The sequence below is a fragment of the Pseudomonas fluorescens genome (assembly GCF_902498195.1).
Taxonomy (GTDB): domain Bacteria; phylum Pseudomonadota; class Gammaproteobacteria; order Pseudomonadales; family Pseudomonadaceae; genus Aquipseudomonas; species Aquipseudomonas fluorescens_BU.
The window spans coordinates 192,843-219,326 of the sequence record NZ_CABVIY010000010.1 but is presented as its reverse complement, the minus strand read 5'-3'; the positions used below and the strand labels follow the sequence as shown (position 1 = coordinate 219,326).

Here is a 26,484-nt window from a genome sequence, read left to right as displayed (position 1 = left end):
TCCCACAGTTGAAATGAGCTTCACTGTGGGAGCGGGCTTGCTCGCGAAAAGGTCCTAGAAGTCACCCCAAAGCTGTTGAGCCACCGACAGCGCCACAACCGGCGCGGTCTCGGTGCGCAGCACACGCGGCCCAAGGCGGGCAGCATGAAACCCGGCCCCTTTGGCCTGATCCACTTCCGCATCCGACAAACCGCCTTCCGGACCAATCAGGAAGGCCAGCGTCGAAGGCTTGGCATGACTGACCAATGGCTCGGCCACCGGGTGCAGGACCAGTTTCAACTCGGCGTCGCTCTGTTTCAGCCAGTCGGCCAACAGCATCGGTGGATGAATCACCGGCACCCTTGAGCGCCCACATTGCTCGCACGCGCTGATCGCCACCTGGCGCCAATGCAGCAGGCGTTTGTCGGCGCGTTCGTCCTTGAGCCGCACTTCACAGCGCTCGCTGAAGATCGGCGTGATGTCGCTCACGCCCAATTCGGTGGCTTTCTGGATTGCCCAGTCCATGCGCTCGCCACGGGACAAGCCCTGGCCCAGGTGGATCTGCAATGGCGACTCGACCTGGCCGGCGAAGCTTTCATCGATTTGCACCACGACGCGCTTTTTGCCGACGTCCACCAGCGTGGCGCGGAACTCATGGCCTGAGCCGTCGAACAGCTGCAACGCATCGCCCTCGGCCATGCGCAGCACCCGGCCGATGTAATGGGCCTGGGCTTCGGGCAATTCGTGCTCGCCGGTGCTCAGGGGCGCGTCGATGAAGAAGCGGGACAGTCTCATGTTGGTTCTCTGGAGAAATGTGAATCAGTGGAATCAGTGTCGCATTCATTCGCGAGCAAGCCCGCTCCCACATTTGAATTCGATCTTCTGTGGGAGCGGCGGTGCGACGATTGGACTTACTTGCGAAGAAGCCGTCTCGGGCACCACGGAATCTCAGCTGAGCGGCTTAGCCCGGATCACGGAAACCCGGGTGAAAGTCTTTCGGCACTGCCACGCTCACGCTGTCGCGGGTAGCGATGTCGATGCCTTCGCTGGCCACCTCGGCCAGGAAGTCGATCTGTTCCGGGGTGATCACGTACGGCGGCAGGAAATACACCACGCTGCCCAGCGGCCGGAGCAAGGCGCCGCGTTCCAGCGCATGCTGGAACACCTTCAGGCCGCGGCGCTCCTGCCACGGATAAGCCTCCTTGGTGGCCTTGTCCTTGACCATCTCGATGGCCAGCACCATGCCGGTCTGGCGTACTTCCGAAACATTCGGGTGATCGACCAGGTGCGCGGTGGAGGCGGCCATGCGCTGCGCCAGGGCCTTGTTGTTCTCGATGACGTTGTCTTCTTCGAAGATATCCAGCGTCGCCAGTGCCGCCGCGCACGCCAGCGGGTTGCCGGTGTAGCTGTGCGAGTGCAGGAAGGCGCGCAGGGTCGGGTAGTCGTCGTAGAAGGCGCTGTAGACCTCGTCGGTGGTGAGGCACGCGGCCAGCGGCAGGTAGCCGCCGGTCAGGGCCTTGGACAGACAGAGGAAGTCCGGGCGGATGCCGGCCTGTTCGCAGGCGAACATCGTCCCGGTCCGGCCGAAGCCCACGGCGATTTCGTCGTGGATCAGGTGCACGCCGTAGCGGTCGCAGGCTTCGCGCAGCAGCTTGAGGTACACCGGGTGGTACATGCGCATGCCGCCTGCGCCCTGGATCAACGGCTCGACGATTACGGCCGCGACGCTGTCGTGGTTATCCGCCAGCGTCTGCTCCATCGCGGTGAACATCGTGCGCGAGTGTTCTTCCCAGCTGACGCCCTCGGGGCGCAGGTAGCAATCCGGGCTCGGCACCTTGATGGTGTCCAGCAGCAGGGCCTTGTAGGTTTCGGTAAACAACGGCACATCGCCCACCGACATCGCCGCCATGGTTTCGCCGTGGTAGCTGTTGGTCAGGGTGACGAAGCGCTTCTTGTTCGGCTGGCCGCGGTTGAGCCAGTAGTGAAAGCTCATTTTCAGCGCGACTTCGATGCAGGACGAGCCGTTATCGGCGTAGAAGCACCGGGTCAGGCCTTCCGGGGTCATCTTCACCAGGCGCTCGGACAGCTCGATCACCGGCTGATGGCTGAAACCGGCGAGGATCACGTGTTCCAGCTGATCGACCTGATCCTTGATGCGCTGGTTGATCCGCGGGTTGGCGTGGCCGAACACGTTGACCCACCAGGAACTGACGGCGTCGAGGTAGCGCTTGCCTTCGAAGTCTTCCAGCCACACGCCTTCACCGCGCTTGATCGGGATCAGCGGCAACCGTTCGTGGTCTTTCATCTGGGTGCAGGGATGCCACAACACCGCGAGATCGCGTTCCATCCACTGTTTATTCAGGCCCATTCTCACTCTCCTCGAGGCGGTCCGTGACTGGCGCGGACATGCAATCGCGCAAGCCTATGCAATGCATCGCACGGGGACAACCCATTGTGTCGATTGAGCTACTTTGTATAGGTCGTCAGAGGTTGCTGGCGGGCGTCTGAAGGCTGACGTATCCTTCGCGGTTCTTGGGCCGCCTGGTCCGCAAAACCGCTATTTTTCGTGTATTTCCGGAGTTCGCTGAATGTCTGTCGGTTGGCTGCGCACCTGTGCGCTGGTGATGTTGGGGCTGTTCAGCGTGTCTGCGCTGGCCAAGGATAAAACCGCGATCGTGATCGGTGGCGGGGTCGCGGGCCTCACGGCCGCTTATGAGCTGCAGAACAAGGGCTGGCAGGTCACCTTGCTGGAGGCCAAGCCGAGCCTGGGCGGTCGTTCCGGCATGGCCACCAGCGAGTGGATCGGCAACGACAAGACCCAACCGGCCCTCAACAAATACGTCTCGACCTTCAAGCTGAGCACCACGCCGGCGCCCGAGTTCGTGCGGACCCCCGGTTACCTGATCGACGGCGTGTATTACACCGCTGCCGATCTGGCGACCAAGGAACCGGCGACCGCCGAAGCGCTCAAGCGCTATGAGAAGACCCTGGACGACCTGGCGCGCTCGATCGAAGACCCACAGAACCCGTCGGCCAACAGCACCCTGCACGCCCTGGACCAGATCAACGTGTCCAACTGGCTCGATCGCCTGACTTTGCCGCCCACGGCCCGTCAGCTGGTGAATCAGCAGATTCGTACTCGCTATGACGAACCTTCGCGCCTGTCGCTGCTGTATTTCGCACAACAGAGCCGCGTTTACCGCGGCGTCTCCGACCGTGACTTGCGCGCGTCGCGTCTGGTCGGTGGCAGCCCGGTGCTGGCCCAGGCCTTCGTCAAGCAACTGAAAACCATCAAGACCAGTTCTCCGGTGTCGTCCATCACCCAGGACAAGGACGGTGTCACGGTCAAAGTCGGCAGCGTCGGCTATCAGGCGGACTACGTGGTATTGGCCGTGCCGTTGCGCGCCCTGAACAAGATCCAGCTGACCCCGGCGCTGGATGCCCAGCACCTGGCGGCGATCAAGGGCACCAACTACGGCTGGCGCGACCAGATCATGCTGAAGTTCAAGACACCGGTCTGGGAAAGCAAGGCGCGGATGTCTGGCGAGATCTACAGCAACACCGGCCTGGGCATGTTGTGGATCGAGCCTGCCCTGAAGGGCGGCGCGAACGTGGTGATCAACCTGTCCGGCGATAATGCCCGGGTGATGCAGGCGTTCGGCGACAAGCAGATGGTCGATCAGGTGCTGATTCGCCTGCACGCGTTTTATCCACAGGCCCGCGGTTCGTTCACCGGCTACGAAATCCGTCGCTACAGCACCGACCCTTCGATGGGCGGCGCCTACCTGGCCTTCGGTCCGGGCCAGATCAGCAAGTTCTGGCGCCTGTGGGAACGTCCTATCCAGCGTGTCGCCTTCGCTGGCGAACACACCGACACCTTGTACCCGGGCACCCTGGAAGGCGCATTGCGTTCCGGCCAGCGCGCGGCCAGCCAGGTTGAAGACCTTGCGGCGGGCAAGTCGTTTGAACCGGCGAAGGCCGTTCCAGTGGCAGCCGCCGCTGCGGCCGGCGCGGTGGCGGCGAAGAAGGGCAACTTCTTCAGCAACCTGTTCGGTGGCTCGGATGACGACAAGAAGCCAGAGCCGGTCAAGGCGCCAGAACCGGTTGCTCCAGCCCCGGCTCCAGCGCCAGCCCCGGCACCGACGCCTGCACCCGCTCCGGTCGAAGCACCGAAGCCAGTTGCGCCAGTGAAAGCCGAGCCGACCAAGAAAGCGCCGGCCAAAGCTGCAGCGAAACCGGCAGCCAAGACGGAGGCCAAGAAAGCCCCGGCCAAGGCGCCGGTGAAAAAGGCCGAACCGACGAAGAAGCCGGCTGCCAAGCCAGCGGCGACCACTGAGACCAAGGCTCAGTAACGTTCAGGTGTAAAAAAGCGCGGCCCGAGGGTCGCGCTTTTTTTTGCTCGTCGTTAAGCATCTGACCTTCCGGTTTTATCTGCTCAGGCCATGCGAATGACACAAGCCAGGATATCGGTCCTACACGCCCGAGCGATTTTTTCAGATACATCTCACAAAGTAATCAGAAGCGAATGATAGGTCGCCCCGGAGCCGGAATTTATGCTCTTGAAAAAAATCGGAGAGCGTATGAAGGCACTTATTGCTGTGATGATTTTGATGACCCTGTCTGGTTGTGAAAATGGCCAGTTCTTCCCTAAAACACGTGGCCATGAGTTGGCCTATACATGCGATATCAATCCATACGACCCTGATTGCCTGAATCCGCCCCCGGTCTTCAAAAGCTGGTAAGAGTCATCCTCTGTGACATCAGGTTGGCAAGAGCCAGCAAGCAGGCGCTTGCCGCTCAAGCGCCGATTTTTTCATGAAGAAGCACCTTGCCCATTATCGAATAAATTTTCAGGTGGAGGTGTTCTCTGGTTGGGCTACATTCTTTTGCATTCATTGGCCTTTAATCTTTTCTTAACGCGCTCATTTCAGACTGTTGATCGTATTTCTCGATATTTCAAAGCAAGATTTTCCGCTTTAATTCGATAGATAACTCTTTAGTCTGGTCGCAGTTCTCACAGGATTTGAGCAATGCAGCTACGCAACTCTACTTCCCGCTACGGTTTGGTCAGCATCGTCCTGCACTGGGGTGTGGCGCTGGCGGTATTCGGCCTGTTCGCGCTGGGCTTGTGGATGGTCGGTCTCGACTACTACAGCACCTGGCGTAAAGACGCGCCGGATATCCACAAGAGCATCGGCCTGGTATTGCTGGCCGTGATGGTGCTGCGGGTGCTGTGGCGTTTCATCAGCCCGCCACCCCCTACGTTGTCCAGCTACAGCCGCATGACGCGCATTGGCGCCCATTTCGGCCATGGCTTTCTGTATCTCAGTCTGTTCGCTGTGATGATTGCCGGTTACCTGATTTCCACCGCCGAAGGCGTCGGGATTCCGGTGTTTGGGCTGTTTGAAGTGCCTGCGCTGGTGTCCGGACTACCGGACCAGGCAGATACCGCTGGCGTGATTCACCTCTGGCTGGCCTGGATACTGGTAATTTTTTCCGGTCTCCATGCGTTGGCAGCATTCAAGCACCACTTTATTGATCGCGATGTGACCCTCAAGCGAATGCTGGGTCGCAAAGCCTGAACTTCAACCTCGAGTACAAAGGAAAACAAAGTATGTTGAAAAAGACCCTGGCCGCTCTGGCAATCGGTTCCGCCCTGTTGTCCGCAGGTAACGCAATGGCCGCTGACTACGTGGTCGACAAGGAAGGCCAGCACGCCTTCGTCGACTTCAAGATCAGCCACTTGGGCTACAGCTACATCACCGGTACTTTCAAGGATATCGACGGCAAGTTCAGCTTTGACGCTGCCAAGCCTGAAGACAGCAAGATCGAGTTCAACGTCAACACCGCCAGCGTATTCACCAACAACGCCGAGCGCGACAAGCACATCGCAAGCAAAGACTTCCTGAACGGCAGCAAAGCAACGTTCGTGTCCACCAGCGTCAAACCAACCGGTAAAAATGCCGCGGGCAAAGATACCGCTGACGTGGCCGGTGACCTGACCATCCTGGGCGTGACCAAGCCAATCGTGGTCAAGGCCACTTTCCTGGGTGAAGGCAAGGATCCATGGGGCGGCTACCGTGCCGGTTTCGAAGGTACTTTCGGCCTCAAGCGTTCCGACTTCGGCAAGCAAAAGGACCTGGGCCCATCGTCCGATGCGGTTGAAATGTACGTGTCGTTTGAAGGTGTAAAAGCGAAATAATTTTCGCGCCTGACTAAAAACGCCCGCTGCTCTCACGAGTGCGGGCGTTTTTTATTGTCCTGATGAAATATTGCGAACACCGTCAAACCATTGTGCGAGCGGGCTTGCTCGCGAATGCGGCGCGCCAGGCAACATTAATGTCGACGGATACACCGCTTTCGCGAGCAAGCCCGCTCCCACAGTGAACCGCGTTCGGCGATAAAAAATGCCCCGGTTCTTTCGAACCGGGGCACTTTTTTATTTCAGCGATAACTCAGCGATTGCGAGTCAGCAACGCCGGTTTTTCGCCGCGAGGACGGCTTGGCAGTTGATCCAGCTGCTCAGGTGTCGGGAAGCGGTCAGCCTTCGACTCCTTGTGCATGATCTTCGGCGCCGGGCCGCGCGGGTTTTGCACGGCTGGCTCCGACAGGGGCTTGTCGTCGCGGGCCGGGCGACGATTGCGCGAGTCTTCGCGACGGGCCTGGCCGTCACGTGGCGCACCGTTGCGTGGACCATTGCGCTTGGCAGGTGGCGTGCCGGTGCTGGCGCCATCGCTGTTGCGCGGACCGTTCTGGCGACCTTGTGGCTTGCCGCCGCGTGGGGCGCCCGAACCGGCTGCCGTGCCTTGTGCGGGAGCACCCGGACGGCGGCCACGGCCCTGGGCCGGTTTCTGCTGTGGCACGTAGTCGACGCGGTTACCGAAGTTATCCACATCGTCATCCAGGAACTCGTCCGGAGCACGATCGGCAGCGGCGCGCGGCGGCTGGCTTGGCTGACGCTGTTCACGTGCAGGGCTGCCTTCGCGTGGCTTTTGCTGACGGGCAGGGCGCTCGCCGCGCTCACCGGCAGGTTTCTCCTTGCCTTTGTCCTTGCCCTTGTCTTTACGACCGCTACCACCGCCGCCGCCGTTCGGACCGTCACCGCGTGGGCCGCGTGGATTACGCGGGTTGCGCATGTCCGGACGTTCCCGGGCTTCCGGTTTTTCGGCTTCCACGGCGCTGGCATCGAAGCCCATCAGGTCGCCATCGGCGATTTTCTGCTTGGTCATGCGTTCGATGCTTTTCAGCAGTTTTTCTTCGTCCGGGGCCACCAGCGAGATCGCCTCGCCCGAGCGACCGGCACGGCCGGTACGGCCGATGCGGTGTACGTAGTCTTCATCGACGTTCGGCAGTTCGAAGTTGACCACGTGTGGCAACTGGTCGATGTCCAGGCCGCGGGCGGCGATGTCGGTGGCGACCAGGATGCGCACGGTGCCGGCCTTGAAGTCGGCCAGGGCTTTGGTGCGGGCGTTCTGGCTCTTGTTGCCGTGGATCGCAACGGCGCTCAGGCCGTGCTTGTCCAGATACTCGGCCAGACGGTTGGCGCCGTGTTTGGTGCGGGTGAACACCAGCACCTGTTCCCAGGCGCCAGCGGTGATCAGGTGCGCCAGCAGGGCACGCTTGTGGCTGGCGGGCAGGCGGAACACGCGCTGTTCGATACGCTCGACCGTGGTGTTCGGCGGCGTGACTTCGATGCGTTCCGGGTTGTGCAGCAGTTTGCCGGCGAGGTCGGTGATGTCCTTGGAGAACGTCGCCGAGAACAGCAGGTTCTGCCGTTTGGCCGGCAGGCGGGCCAGGACTTTCTTCACGTCATGGACGAAGCCCATGTCGAGCATGCGGTCGGCTTCGTCCAGGACGAGGATTTCCACGTGGGACAGGTCGACGCTGCCTTGGCCGGCGAGATCCAGCAGGCGGCCAGGGCAGGCCACCAGCACGTCAACACCACGGGACATGGCCTGGACCTGCGGGTTCATGCCGACGCCGCCGAAGATGCAGGCGCTGACGAATTTCAGGTCACGGGCATAGACCTTGAAGCTTTCGTGCACTTGCGCGGCGAGTTCGCGAGTTGGTGTCAGGACCAGCACGCGGGGTTGGCGCGGGCCGTGACGCTGGGATTTGTCCGGGTGACCGTTGGGGAACAACCGCTCCAGGATCGGAAGGGCGAAACCGCCGGTTTTACCAGTACCTGTCTGTGCCGCGACCATCAGGTCGCGACCTTGCAACACGGCGGGAATGGCCCGCTGTTGCACCGGAGTAGGCTCGGTATAGCCCGCTGCCTCGATGGCGCGGACTAAAGCCTCGGAGAGACCGAGGGAAGCAAAGGACATGAGTAATCCTGTTTTAGTTAGGGCTTGGCCCAATGGGAGTCTTGCCTGGCGCGAATGGCGTTTAAGAGGACGCAATCCCGTCCGGTCCTGCTGGGTTTCGAAAGCTCGTCTGGAGCGCTCGCGCGGGCTGGAAAGCTGCGCTGTAGCGGGGTCGAGATGCCTAGAACGATTCCGAGCGTCCGGGCGTGAGCCTGGCGGGAAGGCCGGAGTATAACAGAGCAATCACTGCGCGCCGCTTTCCTGCTGCTCAACGGTTTTTGCGGGGGTGGCGGCGGCACTTGCGGCACTCGGGGTGCTCGCGGGGTCGGCCGGGGCGGCGCCGTAGCGGGCGCTCAGCTCTGCGTAGGCCGGTTCGCGCTTGAAACGCTTGAGCTCGGCACCGAAACGTTGCACCAGTAAATCCATGCCGGCATTGCGGCGCACCGCCAGAAACTGGCTCTGCTGGCTGATGACGGTCGGGTTTTCGGTAATTTTGTCGCGAATCTTCAGCGCGTCGAGCAGATGCTGGCCGACCCGGCGATCGGTGATCAGCAGGTCGATCCGGCCGCGCACCAGCTTGCCGAAATTGGCTTCATGACTGGGTGCCGGTTCACGTATGAACAGTGTCGAGTCCCTGAAATCCTGGCTGTACAGGTAGCCGGGAGAGGTGCCGATGGTCAGGCCGCGCAGGTCGTCGAGGGTGCGAAAGGGGTGCGGTCGCTCGTTGGCGTAGAACATCACGAACTGGACCTCCGAGAGCGGTTCGCTCGGATAGAGCAGGGTCGCGTCGCGCTCGTCGCTGTGGAAAATATCCAGCGCGCCATCGGCCTGACCGGTTTCCAGCATGGACAGGCAACGCTTCCACGGCAGGAACTGCCACTCGACTTCGATGCCCAGGCGCTTGAAGACAATCGCCGTGGTTTCGTAGTCCAGGCCCAGGGCCTTGCCGTTCTCCTCGTAGACGTAGGGCGCCCACGGCTCCGTGACAATGCGCAACTTCTCGCCCCGGGCGGTGAAGCTCAGGCAAGTAAAAAGCACAACGGTCAGCAACTGGAAAATGACAGGCATGGCCTGAGGTTAGTACGCGGGGCGCCTAATGAGAAGCTCTGGCATGCATGTTTAGCCCTGACTTGAGCAGATTGGGCGCGACGTCTCTATTTGCTCGGCGAATTGAGCAAGTGATCGTGGATCGCGGTGCGTCGCCCTCCAAGAATCAGCCTGACCAGGGGGTGGGTGAACCAATGCTCCAGCAGGTGCCTGCACACCGGAGTACCAATCCGCTCCTGCTGGTTTTGCAGTGCCTTTTCCCACCAGACCGGGCCGCAAGCTTTATCGAATTCGTTGGGATGCTCGTAGCAGCCGTAGAGGATTTCCCGAATGAACTGACGCAAATGCACCGGTAGCGCCAGGGTGATGAGCTTGTAGAGCATGCGCTGGGAGCGGGGTGGCCGTGGCAGCCGGGCCGATACGCGGCGGGTGTCGTCCAGTGCTTCGCGATGGGTCGGTTGTGCGGCATGTTTGCCAACCCAGGCCTGGACCTTGGCCCTGAACAGCTGCTTGCGGCTCCAGTAATGATGGATCAGGTCCGGGCACTTTCTGACGTCCAGCGTGCGATAAGCCGCCACCGACAGGCAGAACTCCTCAAGGGTGTACGCCCCCTTCGCGGACGGGAACAATTCGTCGATCAGGGCGATCGAGCGATCAAGTACGTAAGCATCCTTTTGGTGCAAACCGATGACGCCGGAGTTGAGCAGCATCATCTCGTCGTCAGCCAGGCCCCGCTCCTTGAGGGTTGGCGAGAGCGCACTGTAGAGCAGGTTTTCCTTGTTGTTGCCGTAATGGGTGTAGTAGTCGTTACACAGCAGGGTGCCGGGCTGCACGCGTTCGAACAGTTTGAGCGGGGAGCAGTGGAAGAAGGTGTCTGTGTCGATCAGCAGCGCCGTTTCGGACTCTTCCAGCACCGTGCGCAACGCGACGTGTTTGGCGCGGAAATGATAGCCATGGGGTTCGCTCCAGCGCCGGCGTGTCGCCTCGTCGAGAGGGCGTGCGCGTACCGGCAGTTTTTCGTAGGGCTGCGGGTTGTCGCTGAAGACCTGGATGTCGATTGCAGCGTCCGGCGTTTCGCGAAGCCATGCCAGGGCACTGGCGATACTGAACACGGCTTCCTGGTGATAGGTCTCGGAACCGAAAACCAGATAGACGAGTTGAGGGCGAGGGTTCGAAGACGTCATTGCAACAGCGTTCCGTATTTACTTCTGAAAAAAAAAGACCCTCCGAAGAGGGTCCAGTTCCTGCGGGACGACGATCAGCGGGGGAGCTTCAAGTTGTTCCACACAGCCAGGCTGGCTTCGGCCTGGTTCAGGGTATAGAAATGCAGCCCCGGTGCGCCGCCCTGCAACAAGCGCTCACACATTTCGGTAATGACCTGCTCGCCGAAACGCTGAATGCTCTGGGTGTCGTCGCCGTAGGCTTCCAGCTGCTTGCGGATCCAGCGCGGGATTTCCGCACCGCAGGCGTCGGAGAAACGTGCCAGCTTGCTGTAGTTGGTGATCGGCATGATGCCCGGCACGATCGGGATGTTGACGCCCAGCGCTCGCACACGGTCGACAAAGTAGAAATAGCTGTCGGCGTTGAAGAAATACTGGGTGATCGCGCTGTCGGCGCCAGCGTTAGCCTTGCGCACGAAATTGGCGATATCGTCTTCGAAGTTGCGCGCTTGGGGGTGCATTTCCGGGTAGGCGGCGACTTCGACGTGGAAATGATCGCCGGTCTCTTCACGAATGAATTCGACCAGGTCATTGGCGTGGCGCAACTCGCCACTGGCCATGCCCATGCCCGACGGCAGGTCACCGCGCAGGGCAACGATACGGGTAATGCCCGCGGCCTTGTACTGGCTCAGCAGGCCGCGCAAGTCGTCCTTGCTGTCGCCCACGCAAGACAAATGCGGCGCGGCAGGAATTTTGACTTCGCTTTCCAGCTGCAACACGGTGTTGAGGGTACGGTCACGGGTCGAACCGCCAGCGCCGTAGGTGCAGGAGAAGAAATCGGGATTGTACGTGGCCAGCTGACGGGCAGTGGCGAGCAGCTTTTCATGCCCAGCGTCGGTCTTGGTTGGGAAGAACTCGAAGCTGTAGCGACGATCTTGGGACATGGTCATATCCTTGGAAACACGTAGGACGGACGCTTGCTCCCTGTAGGAGCTGCCGTAGGCTGCGATCTTTTGATCCTGCTTTTAAAAGATCGCAGCCTCGTTGCACTCGACAGCTCCTACAGCGAGCGTTTAAGCGGCGCCGATCAGTAGCGGTAAGCGTGCGGCTTGAACGGACCTTCGACGGTCACGCCGATGTAGTCGGCCTGGGTCTTGGTCAGTTGAGTCACGACGCCACCGAAACCGCGGACCATTTCCAGGGCCACTTCTTCGTCGAGTTTCTTCGGCAGTACTTCAACGGTCAGGCGCTCGGCTTTCTGGGCTGGCGACAGGTCGGCGTACTTCTGGCCGAACAGGAAGATCTGCGCCAGCACCTGGTTGGCGAACGAACCGTCCATGATGCGGCTTGGGTGGCCAGTGGCGTTACCCAGGTTCACCAGACGGCCTTCGGCCAGCAGGATCAGGTAGTCGTCGTTCTGGGCATCGAATGCACCAGCGCCGGTACGGTGGATCTTGTGAACCTGTGGCTTCACTTCTTCCCATGCCCAGTTCTTGCGCATGAAAGCGGTGTCGATTTCGTTGTCGAAGTGACCGATGTTGCAGACAACGGCACGCTTTTTCAGCGCTTTGAGCATGTTCGCGTCGCAAACGTTGACGTTACCGGTGGTGGTCACGATCAGGTCGATCTTGCCCAGCAGCGCTTTGTCGATGCTCTCTTCGGAGCCGGTGTTGATCCCGTCGATGAACGGCGACACCAGTTCGAAACCGTCCATGCAGGCTTGCATGGCGCAGATCGGGTCGACTTCGGAAACCTTGACGATCATGCCTTCCTGACGCAGGGACTGGGCCGAGCCCTTGCCCACGTCACCGTAGCCGATGACCAGCGCTTGCTTGCCGGACAGCAGGTGGTCGGTACCGCGCTTGATCGCATCGTTCAGGCTGTGACGGCAGCCGTACTTGTTGTCGTTCTTGCTCTTGGTCACCGAGTCGTTGACGTTGATGGCCGGGATTTTCAGCTCGCCCTTGGCCAGCATGTCCAGCAGGCGGTGAACGCCGGTGGTGGTTTCTTCGGTCACGCCGTGAACGCGATCCAGTACCTGCGGGTACTTCTTGTGCAGCAGCTCGGTCAGGTCGCCGCCGTCGTCGAGGATCATGTTGGCATCCCAAGGCGCGCCATCCTTGAGGATGGTTTGCTCCAGGCACCACTCGTACTCTTGCTCGGTTTCACCTTTCCAGGCGAAAACCGGAATGCCGGCCGCGGCGATGGAGGCGGCAGCCTGGTCCTGAGTCGAGAAAATGTTGCAGGACGACCAGCGCACTTCGGCACCCAGGGCAACCAGGGTTTCGATCAGCACGGCAGTCTGGATGGTCATGTGGATGCAGCCGAGGATCTTCGCGCCCTTGAGCGGTTGCTCTTCGGAGTACTTGCGGCGCAGACCCATCAGGGCTGGCATTTCGGATTCAGCGATGATGGTTTCGCGACGACCCCAGGCAGCCAGGGACATGTCGGCGACTTTGTAATCGTTAAAATCTGCAGGCGTGATAACAGCGCTCATGAGAGCCTCCATTCGTAATGTATGCGAATGGGCGCCGTTGTGCGTTTAGTGTCGGGCCGATCAAGGCCTGGCAACGCCCCATCCGAGCCTGACAGGTCTAGCCTGCTGCAGCGCCCCTCGGACAGGTGGCGGGAAAACGGTAGCAAGTTGAAGTTACCGTTTTGAAACGGGGGCGATTATAGCGGGCTATGCTGATCTTCCAAAGGGTTTCTGTCGGTCAATGTGCGAACGGTAATAGTGGCTATAGAAGATGCCGAATAGAGCTCTGGCCCGGGGTCTGCCAAGATACCGTCCATCATTCGGCAAGACGCTCAGGAGTGAACATGAATTTCCACACCCGCAAATGGGTAAAACCCGAAGACCTCAACCCCAACGGCACGCTGTTCGGCGGCAGTCTTCTGCGCTGGATCGACGAAGAAGCGGCGATCTACGCCATCGTCCAGTTGGGCAACCAGCGCGTCGTCACCAAGTACATTTCGGAAATCAACTTCGTCAGCGCTTCGCGCCAGGGCGACATCATCGAACTGGGCATCACCGCCACCGAGTTCGGTCGCACCTCGATCACCCTGACGTGCGAAGTGCGCAACAAGATCACCCGCAAAAGCATCCTGACGGTCGAGAAGATGGTCTTCGTCAACCTCGGCGAAGATGGTTTGCCTGCCCCGCACGGCCGGACCGAAATCAAGTACGTCAAAGACCAGTTCCAGGATGAAGCCAGCGTCGAGTAATGCGCGACCCGCTGGCTGCGATCTTTTGATCTTGATTTCGGGTGTTCAGTCACGAAAATCAAAAGATCGCAGCCTGCGGCAGCTCCTACAGAACGTAATCGGAGTGACACAGGTCGTAGCTAAATGATCCGCTACCGGTGCGCACGCCATGAATTCGCCAAAAGACGGCAAGACCCCCGACCTCTCGGCCAAAGAGCAGCAGGAAGTCGAGAAGGGCCAGCCACCGCGCGCGGCGGTGCTGCATGAAATCATCCGTACCCAGGGTGACCAGGAGCTGGAACGTACCGTTGCCGCGCTGTGGTGGTCGGCCCTGGCCGCCGGCTTGACCATGGGCCTGTCACTGATGGGCATGGGGTTGCTCAACTCGCGCCTGCCGGACGGCGAAGGCTACAAGGTGATCGCCAGTTTCGGTTACTGCGCAGGGTTTCTCGCGGTGATCCTCTCCCGCCAGCAACTGTTCACCGAAAACACCCTGACGGCCGTGCTGCCGATCATGAGCAAACCCACGCTGGGCAATTTCGGCCGCTTGTTGCGACTGTGGTCGGTGGTGCTGATCGGCAACCTCTGCGGCACGCTGCTGGTGGCCTATGTCATGCTGGAACTGCCCATTTTCGACAGCAAGACGGACGTGGCCTTTCTCGACATCGGGCGCAAGGTCATGGAGAACGACGCCGGCAAAATGTTCGCCAAAGGCATCATCTCCGGCTGGATGATCGCCACCATGGTCTGGATGATCCCGTCCATGGAGAGCGCCAAGATGTGGATCATCATCCTCATCACCTACTTCATGGCGCTGGGGGATTTCACTCATATCGTCGTCGGTTCGCTGGAAGTCTCGTACCTGGTGTTTGCCGGTGAATTACCGTGGAAGGATTTCTGGCTGGTGTTCGCCGGCCCGACGCTGGCGGGCAACATCATTGGCGGCAGCTTTATCTTCGCGCTGATCAGCCACGCGCAGATTCGCAGTGAAAGCGGCCCGCCGAAAAATACAGCGGGCCAGGGTGAAGAGCCTGGCCCGCCGCAGATCAAGAAATAGTCAGCTCGATGCGTGGACCTCAGCTGCGCCGCGACGTTGCAGGTAGATGTAGAACAGTGCGGTCAGCACCGTCAGGCCGCTGACCAGCGCGCCCGTCCAGGGCAGGTCCGCCAGGTCCGCACCGCTGGCCACTACTAAACCGCCGATCCAGGCACCGGCCGCGTTGCCGAGGTTGAATGCGCTCTGGTTCAGGGTCGAACCCAGGTTTGGCGCTTCGTGGGCCTGATCGATGATCAGCAGTTGCAGGATCGGGCACAGGGCGAAGGCGAAAATACCCCACAGCACCAGGGTAATCGCGGCCGGAATCACCGAGTGGCTGGTCTGGCTGAAGGCGGCCAATACCAGCACCACGGCCAACGCCATGCCGACCAGTGACGGCAGCAAACGGCTGTCAGCCAGGCGTCCGCCGAGCATGCTGCCCGCCGTCAACCCCACGCCGAACAACAGCAACATGATCGTCACGCCATGGGGGCTGACGCCCGTGATGTCCTGCAGGATCGGCGCGATGTAGGTAAAGACGCTGAACAGGCTGGTCGAGGCCAGCACGCTCATGCCCAGCGCCAACAGCACGTTGATCTTACCCAGCACCTTGAACTCGCTGGCGAGGTTGGCCTTGTCCATGGCGATGTCCTTCGGCAACCAGACCCACTGCGCAATGGCGGCGATCACGCCAATCACCGACACCGCCCAAAAGGTCGAGCGCCAGCCGGCGTATTGGCCAAGCGCGGTGCCCAATGGCACGCCCAGTACATTGGCGAGGGTCAGGCCGGTGAACATCATGGCAATTGCCTGCGCCCGTTTGTTCGGCGCCACCAGTCCGGCGGCCACCACCGAGCCGATGCCGAAAAACGCGCCGTGGCACAGCGCTGTCACCACCCGCGCCGCCATCAGCGTGGCGTAGTTCGGTGCCAGGGCGCAGAGCATGTTGCCGAGGATGAACATCAGGGTCATGCCCAGCAAGGTGGCTTTGCGCGGCATGTTCGCGGTGCCGACCGCGAGGATCGGCGCGCCGAAGACCACGCCCAGGGCGTATCCGGTGATCAGCAGGCCGGCATGGGGAATGCTCACCGCGAGGTCGCGGGCAACATCGGGCAGCAGGCCCATGATGACGAATTCAGTGGTGCCGATGCCGAACGCGGCAACAGCAAGGGCAAGCAAAGCGAGTGGCATGCGCAAGGTCTCTGTCGGTAGTCTTGACGCTGTGATCAGGCGTACGCATGCCCAAGACCGTTCTCTATGAGAGCGGCCGGAGGCAGATTTTATTGGAATTAGTCTGTGCGCAACTGAGTGCGGCGTGGTCGCTTGCAGTATAAACAGCTGCTGACATATCGCGAATCAATTCTCTGCGCGCTTATGTAGGTGCTGCCGAAGGCTGCGATCTTTTGATCTTGATCTTTAAAATCAAAAGATCGCAGCCTTCGGCAGTTCCTACAGAGGGACAGTGCGGTAACAAGAAAGGAGTGTGCCGTGCTTGCGACGGCTCTGGTGTTGGTGGCGGCGCTGTTGCATGCGGCGTGGAATACCCTGATCAAATTCAGCGCCGAGCGGCTGCTGGTGGTGGCCTGCATGGACAGCGTGGCGATGCTGTTTGTCGCGGTGATGCTGCCGTTCGTGGCGCTGCCACCCGTTGAAATCTGGCCATGGATATTGGCCTCCGCAGCGTTCGAGCTGCTCTATCGCTATTTGCTGATCCAGGCTTATCGGGTGGGTGACCTGGGGCTGGTCTACCCGCTGATGCGCGGGTTGTCGCCGCTGGTGGTGCTGGCGCTGACGCTGATCTTCGCCGCAGAGACGCTGACCCATCAGCAGATCTTCGGGATCCTGCTGATCCCGCTGGGCATGCTATGCCTGCTCTGGCAGGGCGGAGGCGGGGCGCGCCTGCCCTGGTCGATGTTGCCGGTGGTGGCGCTGATTGGCCTGTGCATCGGGTGCTACACCTACATCGATGGGCAGGCGCTGCGACGCTGGTCGCATCCGCTGGACTACCTGGTCTGGGTGACGCTGATCAGCGCCTGGCCGTTTCCATTGCTGGCCTGGGTGCGCAAGCGACCGGCGTTCAAGTTGTTCTGGCGTGAGCAATGGCGCCTGGGGCTGGCGGTCGGGTTCTGCGTGTTGTTCAGCTACGCTCTGGTGCTGTGGGCCATGCAGCTGGGGTCGATTGCCGAAGCGGCGGCCTTGCGCGAGATCAGCGTGATCCTGGTGGTGCTGTTCGGTATGCGTTACCTGAAAGAACCTTTCGGCCGGCCTCGGCTCTTAGCCTGTAGCCTGGTGCTGATCGGCATGCTGGTGATGAAATTCTGACTGCTGTGTAACGTGAAGAAGGGATGGCTTTATGACGGTTGCTCTGTGGTGCATTTTGATCGCGATTTTCCTGCCCTATGTGTGTGTGGGCGTGGCCAAGATCAGTGGCGGGTTCCGGTTGAAAGACAACCATGACCCTCGGGATTTTCTCGATTCGCTGGATGGATTGGGCAGGCGCGCCAATGCGGCGCAACTGAACAGTTTTGAAGTGACGCCGGCGTTCGCCGCGGCGGTGATCGTGGCTCACCTGGCCGGTAATGCGGAATTGGTGACGATCAATGTGCTGTCGGTGTTGTTCATCACCAGTCGGCTGCTGTACATCATTTTTTATCTGACGGATCTGGCGACGTTGCGGTCGTTGATGTGGTTTGTGGGGATGGGGTTGATCGTGGCGCTTTTTGTTGTGTCTGCCTGAATTTCATCGCTCTTCAGGCAGTCTTCGCGAGCAAGCCCGCTCCCACATACGACCACATTCCAGCTGAAGGAACTCGGTCAACTGTGGGAGCGGGCTTGCTCGCGAAAGCTATTTGACTGACAGCATTTGACTCACGGCTTGGTCTTCTCCGCATCAGCCACCTGCGGCACCTGGGGCAAGGCCGCGCCTTTTGGCCAGAGCATCCAGATCTGCCCCTGCTGCTTCATGTCCCCGGCCAGTTGCCCGGCCGCATCACCGGTGCCCCAGAACAGGTCCGCGCGAACTTCGCCGGCAATTGCGCCACCGGTGTCCTGCGCCGCGACTGGCCGTACCAGCGCCGTGCCGTCCGGCCTGGTGGTGGATAACCACAACAGGCTGCCCAACGGAATGACCTTGCGATCCACCGCGGCGCTGTAACCCGCCGTCAAGGGAACGTTCAACGAGCCGCGTGGCCCTTCGTTGCTGTCGGGGTTGCGGGTGAAAAAGACATAGCTGGGGTTGCTGCCCAGCAGCTCCGGAATGCGCGATGGATTGGCCTTGGCCCAGGCGCTGATCGTGCCCATGGTCACGTCTTCTTTCTTCAGCTCGCCTTGCTCCACCAGCCAGCGGCCGATGGGTCGATAGGGGTGGCCGTTCTGGTCGGCATAAGCGATGCGCAGCTGCCGGCCACCTTCGATCTGGATGCGCCCCGAGCCCTGGATTTGCAAGAATTGCAGGTTCATCGGATCGGTCAGCCAGGCCACCACCGGCGCCTTGACTCCTTTGCTCTCAATCGTTGCCGCGTCGTCATAAGGCTTGAGGACGCGCCCTTCCAGCCGACCGCGCAGGCGTTTTCCCTTGAGTTCCGGGTAAAGGCTGTCCAGGGCGACGATGATCATGTCTTCGGGCACGCCGTACACCGGAATGTTGGCGGCGGCGGTCTGGGTCAGGCTGCCCGGGTAGACCGGTTCGTAGTAACCGGTGATCAGGCCGTTGGGGTTGTCATTGGCGGCGCGCAGACCGTAGACATCGAGGTTCTGCTTGAGGAAACCGCGGATATCGCTGGCGGTTTGCGGCACGTTGGCGGCGGCTGCGCAGATGCCGCCCCAGACCGGGTCGGCCTTGAGTCGCGTGCAAGCGCTGCGCCACGAGCCGAAACCGGCGACGAGGTCGGTGTCTGAGACCGCCGGCAGCGCTTCCCAGGTGGCGGTGGAGTAAGTGGCCAGCGCGTGGGTTTTCGGCTGCTTGTTGTCGCCACCGGTGCAACCTGCGAGCAGGGCTACCATCGGCAGGGTCCAGGCCAGGCTGTGACGCCACGCCTTGAAACGGCTGTTCATGGAGTAATTCCTTTGCCGGTTGCCTGAGTGCTCCATGCGCTCATGCAACCCGTATTGATAATAGGGCTATTGGTGTTTGCCGGGGACGCGAGGATACTGGCCGCCGTTTCCCGTGACCTGAAGCCACCATGACTCTTAAAAGATTTTCTGTTGTATTGCTGGCCTGCCTGACGTTGTCCGCGTGCGGCGGTGTCGACCCCAATTCGCCGCTTGGCCAGCGCAAGGCCATCTTCAAGCAAATGCTCAAGACCGGCGAAGACCTGGGAGGCATGTTGCGTGGCCGTATTGCGTTCGATGGTCCGAAGTTCGCTGACGGCGCGGTGAAACTCGACGCATTGTCCCATGAACCCTGGAAGCACTTCCCGCAGGTGCGTGAAGAAGACCACACCAGCGCCAAGAGCGATGTGTGGGAACAACAGGCACGTTTTCAGGGCATGGCGCGCGATCTTGAAAGCGCCACCGGTGAATTGGTAATTGCCAGCCAGGTTCAACCCTACAAGGCCAGCAATCTGGGGCCGGCGGTGCAGAAGGTCGAGGATGCCTGTAGTGCTTGTCATAAGGCGTTTCGGGATCATTGATTGCGGTAACCGGTCTGACGCCTTCGTGAGCAAGCCCGCTCCCACATTTGATCTCCGGCGGCCACAAATTTTGTGTTTGACAGTGATTCAGTGTGGGCGCGGGCTTGCTCGCGAAGACTGCTGTGAAAGCACCAAAGACTCTTGATTTCAGCCGTTTTCTACTTATCCAGCTCATCCACCGCTTCCTGCAATTCCTTGCGGGACTCGGCGAGTTTGTCTTTGCGCTTGTTGATCTTCTCCGGGTCGCCTTTTTTCATGGCCTTGTCGAGGTCGGCCTGACGTTTGCTCACCTCGTGCTTGGCCTCAAGCACCTTGTTTTCGCGTTCTTTTTTCAGCGAGGCATCGGTGCAGTTGGCGGTGACTTCGCTCAGGGCTTTTTCCAGCCCGGCCTGCTGATCGGCATTGCCGTGGGACTTGGCCAGTTCGATCTGGTTGATGATGCCTTGTTTCTTGGCGGCACAGCCGGTCAATTCCGGTGCGTCCTCGGCGGCCATCAACGGGGCGGCCATCACGCTGCAAAGGGTCAACAGGGCGAGCGGTGAAAGAAATTTCATAAAAGCTCCATGTGAAAAAGGCAATCGGTTCGATGCGGCGATGGCAGGTTTGAGCCTGTCGGTACTACAGGGTTCCCGGGTGCAACGGCATTGCCGGCCTTAGAAACCGTCAATCCCCGCCTCCCGTAATGTCTCACTCAAGGCCAGGACTTGCGGGTCGCGGAAAAACGCGCTCAATTGCGCCGCGCGTCCCGGTCCGATCCCGGCTTCGTCCTGCCATTGCCCGGTGTCGCGTTGCGCCAGTGCCTGCCAGGAATCGGCGAGGCGCGCCTGGCCTGTCGGTGGCATGCCCAGCGCTTTGAGCCAGCGGGCGAAAGGACGTTGCCGGGCACTGTCGAAACTGGCCAGGAGGCGCGCGGCACTGCGCTCGCCCAAACCATCAATGTTAGCAAGCTCTTGGGCATCGAGGGTCAACCAATCCAGCAGACTGTTGAGGCGGCCTGCCTGGACAAGCTTTTCCCAGGTGCCAGGGCCGACATGGGTCAGCGCCAGGCCCTGCTTGCCGCTGAGCCAGGCCAGGCGGGCGAGAAACTGATCTTCGCATCCCGAGGTTGGCTGCCAGCAGCTCAACGGATGAAAGTCGGTGGCCAGGGGCACCTCCAGCGCCGGTCGCTCGGCACCGCGCAACACTACGCCGTCCAGCCGGGGAATGGTCAGGCCGGCGAGGCTGATAGCGACCTGGTCGCCCGGTCGAATATCCATCGCCCGCCAGCGTTGCAGGGAGCTCACGCTGACGCGCTTGATCTGCCGGTCATCGAGCATCACCGGCGTCAGTTCCAGCACCGGGGTGATCCGCCCTGTCCGGCCGACCTTGAAATGAACCTTGCGGACCTGCGCCAATGCCTGGGCGAAGGGATACTTCCAGGCGACGCTCCAAAAGGACGGTTTGGCTTGCCAGCGCCCGGCGGGCGGGCGTTGCCCCTGGCGCAGGACGATGCCATCGCTGGCAAACGGCAGCGGCGAGCGATACCAGTGATCACGCCAGTGCTGCGCATCGGCCAGGGTTTCGACCGGTTGGCTGTATGCCGTACTGGCGGGAAATCCCAGTTCGTCCAGTGTGGCGACGCGTTCTGGCAGGCTCGCCGGACCTTCGGGCCAGTCCCAGACAAACAGGCCGATCCCGGCCGCCTGCACGGCGTTCAAGGTCTTGCGCGCCATCAAGCCGGCGACGGTGGCCCGGGCATTGAGGCTGCCGGTCCGGGATTGCACGTGCCGGGTCAGGCGCCAGTAGAGTTCGCCTTGCACGAGCAGGTCCAGTGGCTGCGCCAGCCTTTGAGGGATTGCCGCGATCTGGCGGGCCGCAGTCGTCCAGTCCTGGCCATGCGAGCCGTCACCGCGACTGATCGCCTGGGTCAGCAGGCCTTTGCGGTAGATCAAGGTCACGGCAACACCGTCGACCTTGGGTTGGACCCAGATGTCCGTTCGATGGCGCAGCCAATGTTCGACGGCGTGTTCATCGACCAGCTTATCCAGGCCGGTGTGGGCGATGGGGTGGGCAATGGTGCCGCGCGCCGTGCCCAGCGGATTTTTGGGTGGGGCAGGGTCGAAGCATTGGCGCCATTCGGTGAGGCGCGCGCGTGACTGGTCGTAGAGTTCGTCGGCGACCAGGGATTTTCCTTCGCGGTGGTAGCTGTCGTCCCAGGTGTCGATCTGGTTTTGCAGGACGGTGATCTCGTTCGACGCGCGCTCGGGCGGCCAGTCGGGGCACAGGGTGGCGTTGGCGTTCAGGCTGGCCAAGGCGAGCAGGCAGGTGATAAACAGGCGCAGGGTGAGGGGCATCGTGAGCGTCCTTGCTCATTGGGGTGCGTGAAGGCTAGGCGAGGGTTCGTTGGCGTGAAGGGTGGGTGTTTTGCCGGATATTTTCGGGTGGCATTGCCGGCCTCTTCGCGAGCAAGCCCGCTCCCACATCGGGATGCGTTTTGCTGTGGGAGCGGGCTTGCTCGCGAAGGGGGCAGCGAGGTCTCAGGTGCAAGCCAATAAAAAGCCCCGCACGGCAAAACCGTGCGGGGCTTTTGGTGTAGCCGGGAAAGGCTTACAGGCCGGCGGCAGAACGCAGGGCGTCGGCGCGGTCGGTTTTTTCCCAGGTGAACGTGGTGAAGGTGTCGTCACCCACGGTCTTGGTCGCCGGGGTACGACCGAAGTGGCCGTAAGCAGCGGTTTCCTGGTACATCGGGTGCAGCAGGTCGAGCATTTTGGTGATCGCGTAGGGACGCAGGTCGAACACTTCGCGGACCAGTTTGACGATCTTCTCGTCGCTGATCTTGCCGGTGCCGAAAGTGTTCAGCGAGATCGACGTCGGCTGCGCGACGCCAATGGCGTAGGACACCTGAATCTCGCAGCGCTCGGCCAGGCCGGCGGCGACGATGTTCTTGGCCACGTAACGACCGGCGTAGGCGGCCGAACGGTCAACCTTCGACGGATCCTTGCCGGAGAACGCGCCGCCGCCGTGGCGAGCCATGCCGCCGTAGCTGTCGACGATGATCTTGCGGCCGGTCAGGCCGCAGTCGCCCACCGGGCCACCGATGATGAACTGGCCAGTCGGGTTGATGTGGAACTGGGTGTCCTTGGTCAGCAGTTCGGCAGGCAGCACGTGCTTGACGATCAGCTCCATCACGCCTTCGCGCAGGTCGGTGTAGGACACTTCCGGGTTGTGCTGGGTCGACAGGACCACGGCGTCGATACCGACAACCTTGCCGTTTTCGTAGCGGCAGGTCACTTGCGACTTGGCGTCCGGGCGCAGCCAAGGCAGCAGGCCCGATTTACGGGCTTCGGCCTGGCGCTGAACCAGCTGGTGCGAGAAGGTGATCGGTGCTGGCATCAGCACGTCGGTTTCGTTGCTGGCGTAGCCGAACATCAGGCCCTGGTCGCCGGCACCCTGATCTTCAGGCTTGGCGCGGTCGACACCCTGGTTGATGTCAGGGGACTGCTTGCCGATGATGTTCATCACGCCGCAGGTCGCACCGTCGAAACCAACGTTGGAGCTGGTGTAGCCGATGTCGGTGATCACGTCACGAACGATCTGCTCCAGGTCAACCCAGGCCGAGGTGGTGACTTCGCCGGCGATGATTGCCACGCCCGTTTTCACCAGAGTCTCGCACGCCACACGGGCGAACTTGTCTTCAGCAATGATGGCGTCCAGCACCGCATCAGAAATCTGGTCGGCGATTTTGTCCGGATGCCCTTCAGACACGGACTCGGAGGTGAAAAGGGAGTATTCGCTCATCTCGATTTTTTCCTGAAATTACCGATGGTGAGTGTCGCCAGCCGGTCGCTGAAAATGGCGGACCTGGATCTGGAAACCATTACGTAAGCCTACATAGAGGCTTTCCCCGGGAACGAGTCCCGCAGCGGTGGCCCAACGGGCCAGATCGTCCTGTTCAAACCCCAACCAGAGATCACCGCAGGCTTCCCTGGCCCAACTCTGGTTGTGGCTACATAACTCTGTCACTAACAGGCTACCGCCTGGTTGCAGCAAATGGGCCATGTGCTTGAGCGCATCGGCCGGTGCGGCGAAATGGTGCAGCACCATGTTCAATACAACGCAGTCGGCCTTGAGGCTCACGCCATTCAAGGCGTCGGCCAGTTGCAGGCTGACGTTGGTCAGCGCCTGGCGTTCGCACACCTGGCGTGCCAGTTCGAGCATCGCCGGGCTGTTGTCCAGCGCCGTGACCTGGGTGAAGCGGCGCGCCAGTTCCGGCAGAAAGGCACCGTCCCCGGGGCCGACTTCGATGGCTGTCGCGCCTTCGCTGAAACTCAGCTTGTCGAGCAAGGCCACCACGCTATCGCGGTATTGCGGCAGGCCGGCGATCAAGTCTTGCTGGGCGCGAAATTTTTCCGCGACCCGTGAGAAAAAGTCCTGGCTGGCGGCTGCCCGTTGCCCGTGGACCTGAGTAATCCGCGACTGCACATCGGCAGGCAACATCAGCTCGTCCACTTCTTCGAGCAAGGCCGCATGCAGTTTGCCGCCGAGCAGGCCGGTGTGGGGCAGGGCGCGGCGATAAAAAATCGCGTTGCCTTCGCGGCGGGTCGCCACCAGGTCGGCCTGGGCCAATACCTTGAGGTGGTGGCTCATGCCGGACTGGCCGATGCCAAAAATCTGCGCCAGCTCCAGCACGCCAAAGGAATCGTTGGCCAGTGCGCGCAAGACATTCAGCCGCAGAGGATCGCCGCCGGCCTTGCACAAGGCCGCCAGCTCATCGCAATCGTCATGGCGAATGGAAGGCACGCGTAAATTCATAAGGCCGGCAGTCTAGTCACGCCTCGGAAGCATCGCAAGAGCAATATCAAAAAGTTTTGATATTGCTCGATAGATGGCACTTCTCAGCGTCAGCTTCAGTCAACAAACGGATGGCGGAAAGGTTTCACCAGGCGAAACCGTCGTTATCGATTGGAAAAACGCCTTCAGATGACTATCTGTCATTGCCCCGAGGCGGCTCGGTGAGGGAAAATGCTCGCCTTTTTTCCGTTTCGTTTTATTCACTCTCGATTCAGAACCCGCAGGAGAACAGCGATGCCTAGCCGTCGTGAGCGTGCCAACGCCATTCGTGCCCTCAGCATGGATGCCGTGCAAAAAGCCAACAGCGGCCATCCCGGTGCCCCTATGGGTATGGCGGATATCGCCGAGGTGCTTTGGCGCGACTACCTCAAGCACAACCCGAGCAATCCATCGTTCGCCGACCGTGACCGCTTCGTGCTGTCCAACGGTCACGGCTCGATGCTGATCTACTCGTTGCTGCACCTGACCGGCTACGACCTGTCGATCGATGACCTGAAGCAATTCCGCCAACTGCACAGCCGCACGCCGGGTCACCCGGAACTCGGCTACACCCCGGGTGTTGAAACCACCACTGGCCCATTGGGTCAGGGCCTGGCCAACGCCGTGGGTTTTGCCCTGGCTGAAAAAGTTCTGGCGGCGCAATTCAACCGCCCTGGCCACAACATCGTCGATCACCACACCTATGTGTTCCTGGGTGATGGCTGCATGATGGAAGGCATTTCCCACGAAGTCGGCTCCCTGGCCGGCACCCTGGGCCTGGGCAAGCTGATCGCCTTCTATGATGACAACGGCATCTCCATCGACGGCGAAGTCGAAGGCTGGTTCACCGATGACACGCCGAAGCGTTTCGAAGCCTACAACTGGCAAGTGATCCGCAACGTCGACGGTCACGACCCGGAAGAGATCAAGACCGCCATCGAGACGGCGCGCAAAAGCGATCAGCCAACCCTGATCTGCTGCAAGACCACCATCGGTTTCGGTTCGCCGAACAAGCAAGGCAAGGAAGATTGCCACGGCGCCCCGCTGGGTGACGCGGAAATCGCCCTGACCCGCGCTGCGCTGAAGTGGAACCACGGTCCATTCGAAATCCCGGCCGACATTTATGCCGAGTGGGACGCCAAGGAAGCCGGTCGTGCGGTCGAAGCCGAGTGGGATCAGCGTTTCGCTGCCTACTCCGCCGCGTTCCCGGCCGAAGCCAATGAACTGATTCGTCGTCTGAGCGGCGAGCTGCCGGCCGACTTCGCCGAAAAGGCCGATGCCTACATCGCCGAAGTGGCGGCCAAGGGCGAAACCATCGCCAGCCGTAAAGCCAGCCAGAACGCCCTGAACGCGTTCGGCCCGCTGCTGCCTGAGTTCCTCGGCGGTTCGGCTGACCTGGCCGGTTCCAACCTGACCCTGTGGAAAGGCTGCAAAGGCGTCACCGCCGAGGACGCCAGCGGCAACTACATGTATTACGGCGTGCGCGAATTCGGCATGACCGCGATCATGAACGGCGTTGCCCTGCACGGCGGCCTGGTGCCTTACGGCGCGACCTTCCTGATGTTCATGGAATACGCCCGCAATGCCGTGCGCATGTCGGCGCTGATGAAGCAGCGCGTGATCCACGTCTACACCCACGACTCCATCGGTCTGGGCGAAGACGGCCCGACTCACCAGCCGATCGAGCAACTGGCCAGCCTGCGCTGCACGCCGAACCTCGACACCTGGCGTCCGGCCGATGCCGTCGAATCGGCGGTGTCCTGGAAGTACGCCCTGGAGCGCAAGGACGGTCCTTCGGCCCTGATCTTCTCGCGCCAGAACCTGCAGCACCAGACTCGCAATGCCCTGCAGATCGCCGACATCAACCGTGGCGGCTATGTGCTGAAGGACTGCGCCGGCGAGCCTGAGCTGATCCTGATCGCCACCGGTTCTGAAGTCGGCCTGGCCGTCCAGGCTTTCGACAAGCTGACCGAACAGGGCCGCAAGGTGCGCGTCGTGTCCATGCCTTGCACCAGCGTGTTCGATGCCCAGGACGCCGGCTACAAGCAATCGGTCCTGCCGTTGCAGGTCAGCGCCCGTATCGCCATCGAGGCTTCCCACGCGGACTACTGGTACAAGTACGTCGGCCTGGAAGGTCGCGTGATCGGCATGACCACCTACGGCGAGTCGGCGCCTGCGCCTGCCTTGTTCGAAGAGTTCGGCTTCACCCTGGAAAACATCCTGGGTCAGGCTGAAGAGCTGCTGGAAGACTGATCCAGAAGTTGCATCGTCTGGACTGCCGCCTTCGCGAGCAAGCCCGCTCCCACAGTTGG

23 protein-coding genes and 1 riboswitch are annotated in these 26,484 nt (G+C 61.1%); of the genes, 10 read left to right on the top strand and 13 right to left on the bottom strand.

Annotation, left to right across the window (positions count from 1 at the left end):
- Positions 1 to 54: 54 nt before the first annotated feature.
- Positions 55 to 774 (bottom strand): 16S rRNA (uracil(1498)-N(3))-methyltransferase, encoded by a 720-nt coding sequence (locus tag F8N66_RS30650; protein ID WP_150773631.1) that lies wholly within the window; start codon positions 772 to 774, stop codon positions 55 to 57.
- Between the two features lie 166 nt (positions 775 to 940).
- Positions 941 to 2,347: an adenosylmethionine--8-amino-7-oxononanoate transaminase gene (locus tag F8N66_RS30645; protein WP_150773630.1), complete on the bottom strand. Its 1,407-nt coding sequence runs from the start codon at positions 2,345 to 2,347 to the stop codon at positions 941 to 943.
- A 220-nt stretch (positions 2,348 to 2,567) separates the two neighbouring features.
- Here F8N66_RS30645 and F8N66_RS30640 point away from each other — a divergent pair, with 220 nt between their 5' ends.
- From F8N66_RS30640 to F8N66_RS30625, 4 genes are all read left to right on the top strand, one after another.
- Positions 2,568 to 4,331 (top strand): flavin monoamine oxidase family protein, encoded by a 1,764-nt coding sequence (locus F8N66_RS30640; protein WP_150773629.1) that lies wholly within the window; start codon positions 2,568 to 2,570, stop codon positions 4,329 to 4,331.
- 201 nt (positions 4,332 to 4,532) lie between these two features.
- The gene (locus F8N66_RS30635; RefSeq protein WP_150773628.1) at positions 4,533 to 4,721 is read left to right on the top strand and encodes a hypothetical protein; all 189 of its coding nucleotides are present in this window, start codon (positions 4,533 to 4,535) and stop codon (positions 4,719 to 4,721) included.
- Positions 4,722 to 5,009: 288 nt separating this feature from the next.
- The gene (locus F8N66_RS30630) at positions 5,010 to 5,561 is read left to right on the top strand and encodes a cytochrome b (RefSeq protein ID WP_150773627.1); all 552 of its coding nucleotides are present in this window, start codon (positions 5,010 to 5,012) and stop codon (positions 5,559 to 5,561) included.
- Between the two features lie 32 nt (positions 5,562 to 5,593).
- Positions 5,594 to 6,181: a YceI family protein gene (locus F8N66_RS30625; RefSeq protein WP_150773626.1), complete on the top strand. Its 588-nt coding sequence runs from the start codon at positions 5,594 to 5,596 to the stop codon at positions 6,179 to 6,181.
- Positions 6,182 to 6,434: 253 nt separating this feature from the next.
- Here the strand turns inward: F8N66_RS30625 and F8N66_RS30620 are convergent, their stop codons facing one another.
- The 5 genes from F8N66_RS30620 to ahcY all read right to left on the bottom strand — a co-directional run bounded on the left by F8N66_RS30620 (position 6,435) and on the right by ahcY (position 12,989).
- Positions 6,435 to 8,306: a DEAD/DEAH box helicase gene (locus tag F8N66_RS30620; RefSeq protein WP_150773625.1), complete on the bottom strand. Its 1,872-nt coding sequence runs from the start codon at positions 8,304 to 8,306 to the stop codon at positions 6,435 to 6,437.
- 222 nt (positions 8,307 to 8,528) lie between these two features.
- A complete protein-coding gene (locus tag F8N66_RS30615; protein WP_150773624.1) occupies positions 8,529 to 9,353 on the bottom strand; it encodes a substrate-binding periplasmic protein in 825 nt (274 codons plus the stop codon).
- A gap of 86 nt (positions 9,354 to 9,439) precedes the next feature.
- Positions 9,440 to 10,516 carry a hypothetical protein gene (locus F8N66_RS30610; protein WP_150773623.1) on the bottom strand — a complete coding sequence of 359 codons (1,077 nt, stop codon included), beginning with the start codon at positions 10,514 to 10,516 and terminating at the stop codon, positions 9,440 to 9,442.
- Between the two features lie 74 nt (positions 10,517 to 10,590).
- Positions 10,591 to 11,436: a methylenetetrahydrofolate reductase [NAD(P)H] gene (gene metF / locus F8N66_RS30605; protein ID WP_150773622.1), complete on the bottom strand. Its 846-nt coding sequence runs from the start codon at positions 11,434 to 11,436 to the stop codon at positions 10,591 to 10,593.
- A gap of 143 nt (positions 11,437 to 11,579) precedes the next feature.
- Positions 11,580 to 12,989 carry an adenosylhomocysteinase gene (gene ahcY, locus F8N66_RS30600; RefSeq protein WP_150773621.1) on the bottom strand — a complete coding sequence of 470 codons (1,410 nt, stop codon included), beginning with the start codon at positions 12,987 to 12,989 and terminating at the stop codon, positions 11,580 to 11,582.
- A 22-nt stretch (positions 12,990 to 13,011) separates the two neighbouring features.
- Positions 13,012 to 13,114, bottom strand: a riboswitch (S-adenosyl-L-homocysteine riboswitch).
- Between the two features lie 198 nt (positions 13,115 to 13,312).
- Here ahcY and F8N66_RS30595 point away from each other — a divergent pair.
- Positions 13,313 to 13,717, top strand: a complete 405-nt coding sequence (locus F8N66_RS30595; RefSeq protein ID WP_150773620.1) for an acyl-CoA thioesterase — start codon at positions 13,313 to 13,315, stop codon at positions 13,715 to 13,717.
- 148 nt (positions 13,718 to 13,865) lie between these two features.
- Positions 13,866 to 14,753, top strand: a complete 888-nt coding sequence (locus F8N66_RS30590) for a formate/nitrite transporter family protein (RefSeq protein ID WP_150773619.1) — start codon at positions 13,866 to 13,868, stop codon at positions 14,751 to 14,753.
- On the opposite strand, the gene F8N66_RS30585 is transcribed toward F8N66_RS30590, so the two are convergent.
- The gene (locus F8N66_RS30585) at positions 14,754 to 15,923 is read right to left on the bottom strand and encodes an MFS transporter (RefSeq protein WP_150773618.1); all 1,170 of its coding nucleotides are present in this window, start codon (positions 15,921 to 15,923) and stop codon (positions 14,754 to 14,756) included.
- A 297-nt stretch (positions 15,924 to 16,220) separates the two neighbouring features.
- On the opposite strand from F8N66_RS30585, the gene F8N66_RS30580 reads away from it, so the two are divergent.
- Both F8N66_RS30580 and F8N66_RS30575 read left to right on the top strand, forming a co-directional pair.
- Entirely contained in the window at positions 16,221 to 17,054 is an 834-nt protein-coding gene (locus F8N66_RS30580) for an EamA family transporter (RefSeq protein ID WP_150773617.1), read from the top strand.
- A gap of 31 nt (positions 17,055 to 17,085) precedes the next feature.
- Positions 17,086 to 17,469 carry an MAPEG family protein gene (locus tag F8N66_RS30575; RefSeq protein WP_150773616.1) on the top strand — a complete coding sequence of 128 codons (384 nt, stop codon included), beginning with the start codon at positions 17,086 to 17,088 and terminating at the stop codon, positions 17,467 to 17,469.
- A gap of 131 nt (positions 17,470 to 17,600) precedes the next feature.
- Here F8N66_RS30575 and F8N66_RS30570 read toward each other — a convergent pair whose 3' ends face one another.
- Entirely contained in the window at positions 17,601 to 18,785 is a 1,185-nt protein-coding gene (locus tag F8N66_RS30570; RefSeq protein ID WP_150773615.1) for a murein transglycosylase A, read from the bottom strand.
- Between the two features lie 128 nt (positions 18,786 to 18,913).
- On the opposite strand from F8N66_RS30570, the gene F8N66_RS30565 reads away from it, so the two are divergent.
- On the top strand, positions 18,914 to 19,363 hold the full coding sequence (locus F8N66_RS30565) for a c-type cytochrome (protein ID WP_150773614.1): 450 nt from the start codon (positions 18,914 to 18,916) through the stop codon (positions 19,361 to 19,363).
- A 158-nt stretch (positions 19,364 to 19,521) separates the two neighbouring features.
- On the opposite strand, the gene F8N66_RS30560 is transcribed toward F8N66_RS30565, so the two are convergent.
- The 4 genes from F8N66_RS30560 to F8N66_RS30545 form a co-directional block, all read right to left on the bottom strand.
- On the bottom strand, positions 19,522 to 19,917 hold the full coding sequence (locus F8N66_RS30560; protein ID WP_150773613.1) for a DUF1090 domain-containing protein: 396 nt from the start codon (positions 19,915 to 19,917) through the stop codon (positions 19,522 to 19,524).
- A 99-nt stretch (positions 19,918 to 20,016) separates the two neighbouring features.
- Entirely contained in the window at positions 20,017 to 21,696 is a 1,680-nt protein-coding gene (gene ligB / locus F8N66_RS30555; protein ID WP_150773612.1) for an NAD-dependent DNA ligase LigB, read from the bottom strand.
- A 253-nt stretch (positions 21,697 to 21,949) separates the two neighbouring features.
- Positions 21,950 to 23,140, bottom strand: coding sequence for a methionine adenosyltransferase (gene metK / locus F8N66_RS30550; RefSeq protein WP_150773611.1), 1,191 nt, complete (start codon positions 23,138 to 23,140; stop codon positions 21,950 to 21,952).
- 18 nt (positions 23,141 to 23,158) lie between these two features.
- Complete coding sequence (locus tag F8N66_RS30545; RefSeq protein ID WP_150773610.1) at positions 23,159 to 24,154, bottom strand: ArsR/SmtB family transcription factor; 996 nt, start codon at positions 24,152 to 24,154, stop codon at positions 23,159 to 23,161.
- 273 nt (positions 24,155 to 24,427) lie between these two features.
- On the opposite strand from F8N66_RS30545, the gene tkt reads away from it, so the two are divergent.
- Complete coding sequence (gene tkt / locus F8N66_RS30540; protein ID WP_150773609.1) at positions 24,428 to 26,425, top strand: transketolase; 1,998 nt, start codon at positions 24,428 to 24,430, stop codon at positions 26,423 to 26,425.
- Positions 26,426 to 26,484 lie beyond the last annotated feature (59 nt).

Excerpts from the sequence above, each read along its gene's own strand:
- F8N66_RS30650 (WP_150773631.1), bottom strand. The coding sequence starts at position 774 with ATGAGACTGTCCCGCTTCTTCATCGACGCGCCCCTGAGCACCGGCGAG.
- F8N66_RS30645 (WP_150773630.1), bottom strand. The coding sequence starts at position 2,347 with ATGGGCCTGAATAAACAGTGGATGGAACGCGATCTCGCGGTGTTGTGG.
- F8N66_RS30640 (WP_150773629.1), top strand. The coding sequence starts at position 2,568 with ATGTCTGTCGGTTGGCTGCGCACCTGTGCGCTGGTGATGTTGGGGCTG.
- F8N66_RS30635 (WP_150773628.1), top strand. The coding sequence starts at position 4,533 with ATGCTCTTGAAAAAAATCGGAGAGCGTATGAAGGCACTTATTGCTGTG.
- F8N66_RS30630 (WP_150773627.1), top strand. The coding sequence starts at position 5,010 with ATGCAGCTACGCAACTCTACTTCCCGCTACGGTTTGGTCAGCATCGTC.
- F8N66_RS30625 (WP_150773626.1), top strand. The coding sequence starts at position 5,594 with ATGTTGAAAAAGACCCTGGCCGCTCTGGCAATCGGTTCCGCCCTGTTG.
- F8N66_RS30620 (WP_150773625.1), bottom strand. The coding sequence starts at position 8,306 with ATGTCCTTTGCTTCCCTCGGTCTCTCCGAGGCTTTAGTCCGCGCCATC.
- F8N66_RS30615 (WP_150773624.1), bottom strand. The coding sequence starts at position 9,353 with ATGCCTGTCATTTTCCAGTTGCTGACCGTTGTGCTTTTTACTTGCCTG.
- F8N66_RS30610 (WP_150773623.1), bottom strand. The coding sequence starts at position 10,516 with ATGACGTCTTCGAACCCTCGCCCTCAACTCGTCTATCTGGTTTTCGGT.
- metF (WP_150773622.1), bottom strand. The coding sequence starts at position 11,436 with ATGTCCCAAGATCGTCGCTACAGCTTCGAGTTCTTCCCAACCAAGACC.
- ahcY (WP_150773621.1), bottom strand. The coding sequence starts at position 12,989 with ATGAGCGCTGTTATCACGCCTGCAGATTTTAACGATTACAAAGTCGCC.
- F8N66_RS30595 (WP_150773620.1), top strand. The coding sequence starts at position 13,313 with ATGAATTTCCACACCCGCAAATGGGTAAAACCCGAAGACCTCAACCCC.
- F8N66_RS30590 (WP_150773619.1), top strand. The coding sequence starts at position 13,866 with ATGAATTCGCCAAAAGACGGCAAGACCCCCGACCTCTCGGCCAAAGAG.
- F8N66_RS30585 (WP_150773618.1), bottom strand. The coding sequence starts at position 15,923 with ATGCCACTCGCTTTGCTTGCCCTTGCTGTTGCCGCGTTCGGCATCGGC.
- F8N66_RS30575 (WP_150773616.1), top strand. The coding sequence starts at position 17,086 with ATGACGGTTGCTCTGTGGTGCATTTTGATCGCGATTTTCCTGCCCTAT.
- F8N66_RS30570 (WP_150773615.1), bottom strand. The coding sequence starts at position 18,785 with ATGAACAGCCGTTTCAAGGCGTGGCGTCACAGCCTGGCCTGGACCCTG.
- F8N66_RS30565 (WP_150773614.1), top strand. The coding sequence starts at position 18,914 with ATGACTCTTAAAAGATTTTCTGTTGTATTGCTGGCCTGCCTGACGTTG.
- F8N66_RS30560 (WP_150773613.1), bottom strand. The coding sequence starts at position 19,917 with ATGAAATTTCTTTCACCGCTCGCCCTGTTGACCCTTTGCAGCGTGATG.
- ligB (WP_150773612.1), bottom strand. The coding sequence starts at position 21,696 with ATGCCCCTCACCCTGCGCCTGTTTATCACCTGCCTGCTCGCCTTGGCC.
- metK (WP_150773611.1), bottom strand. The coding sequence starts at position 23,140 with ATGAGCGAATACTCCCTTTTCACCTCCGAGTCCGTGTCTGAAGGGCAT.
- F8N66_RS30545 (WP_150773610.1), bottom strand. The coding sequence starts at position 24,154 with ATGAATTTACGCGTGCCTTCCATTCGCCATGACGATTGCGATGAGCTG.
- tkt (WP_150773609.1), top strand. The coding sequence starts at position 24,428 with ATGCCTAGCCGTCGTGAGCGTGCCAACGCCATTCGTGCCCTCAGCATG.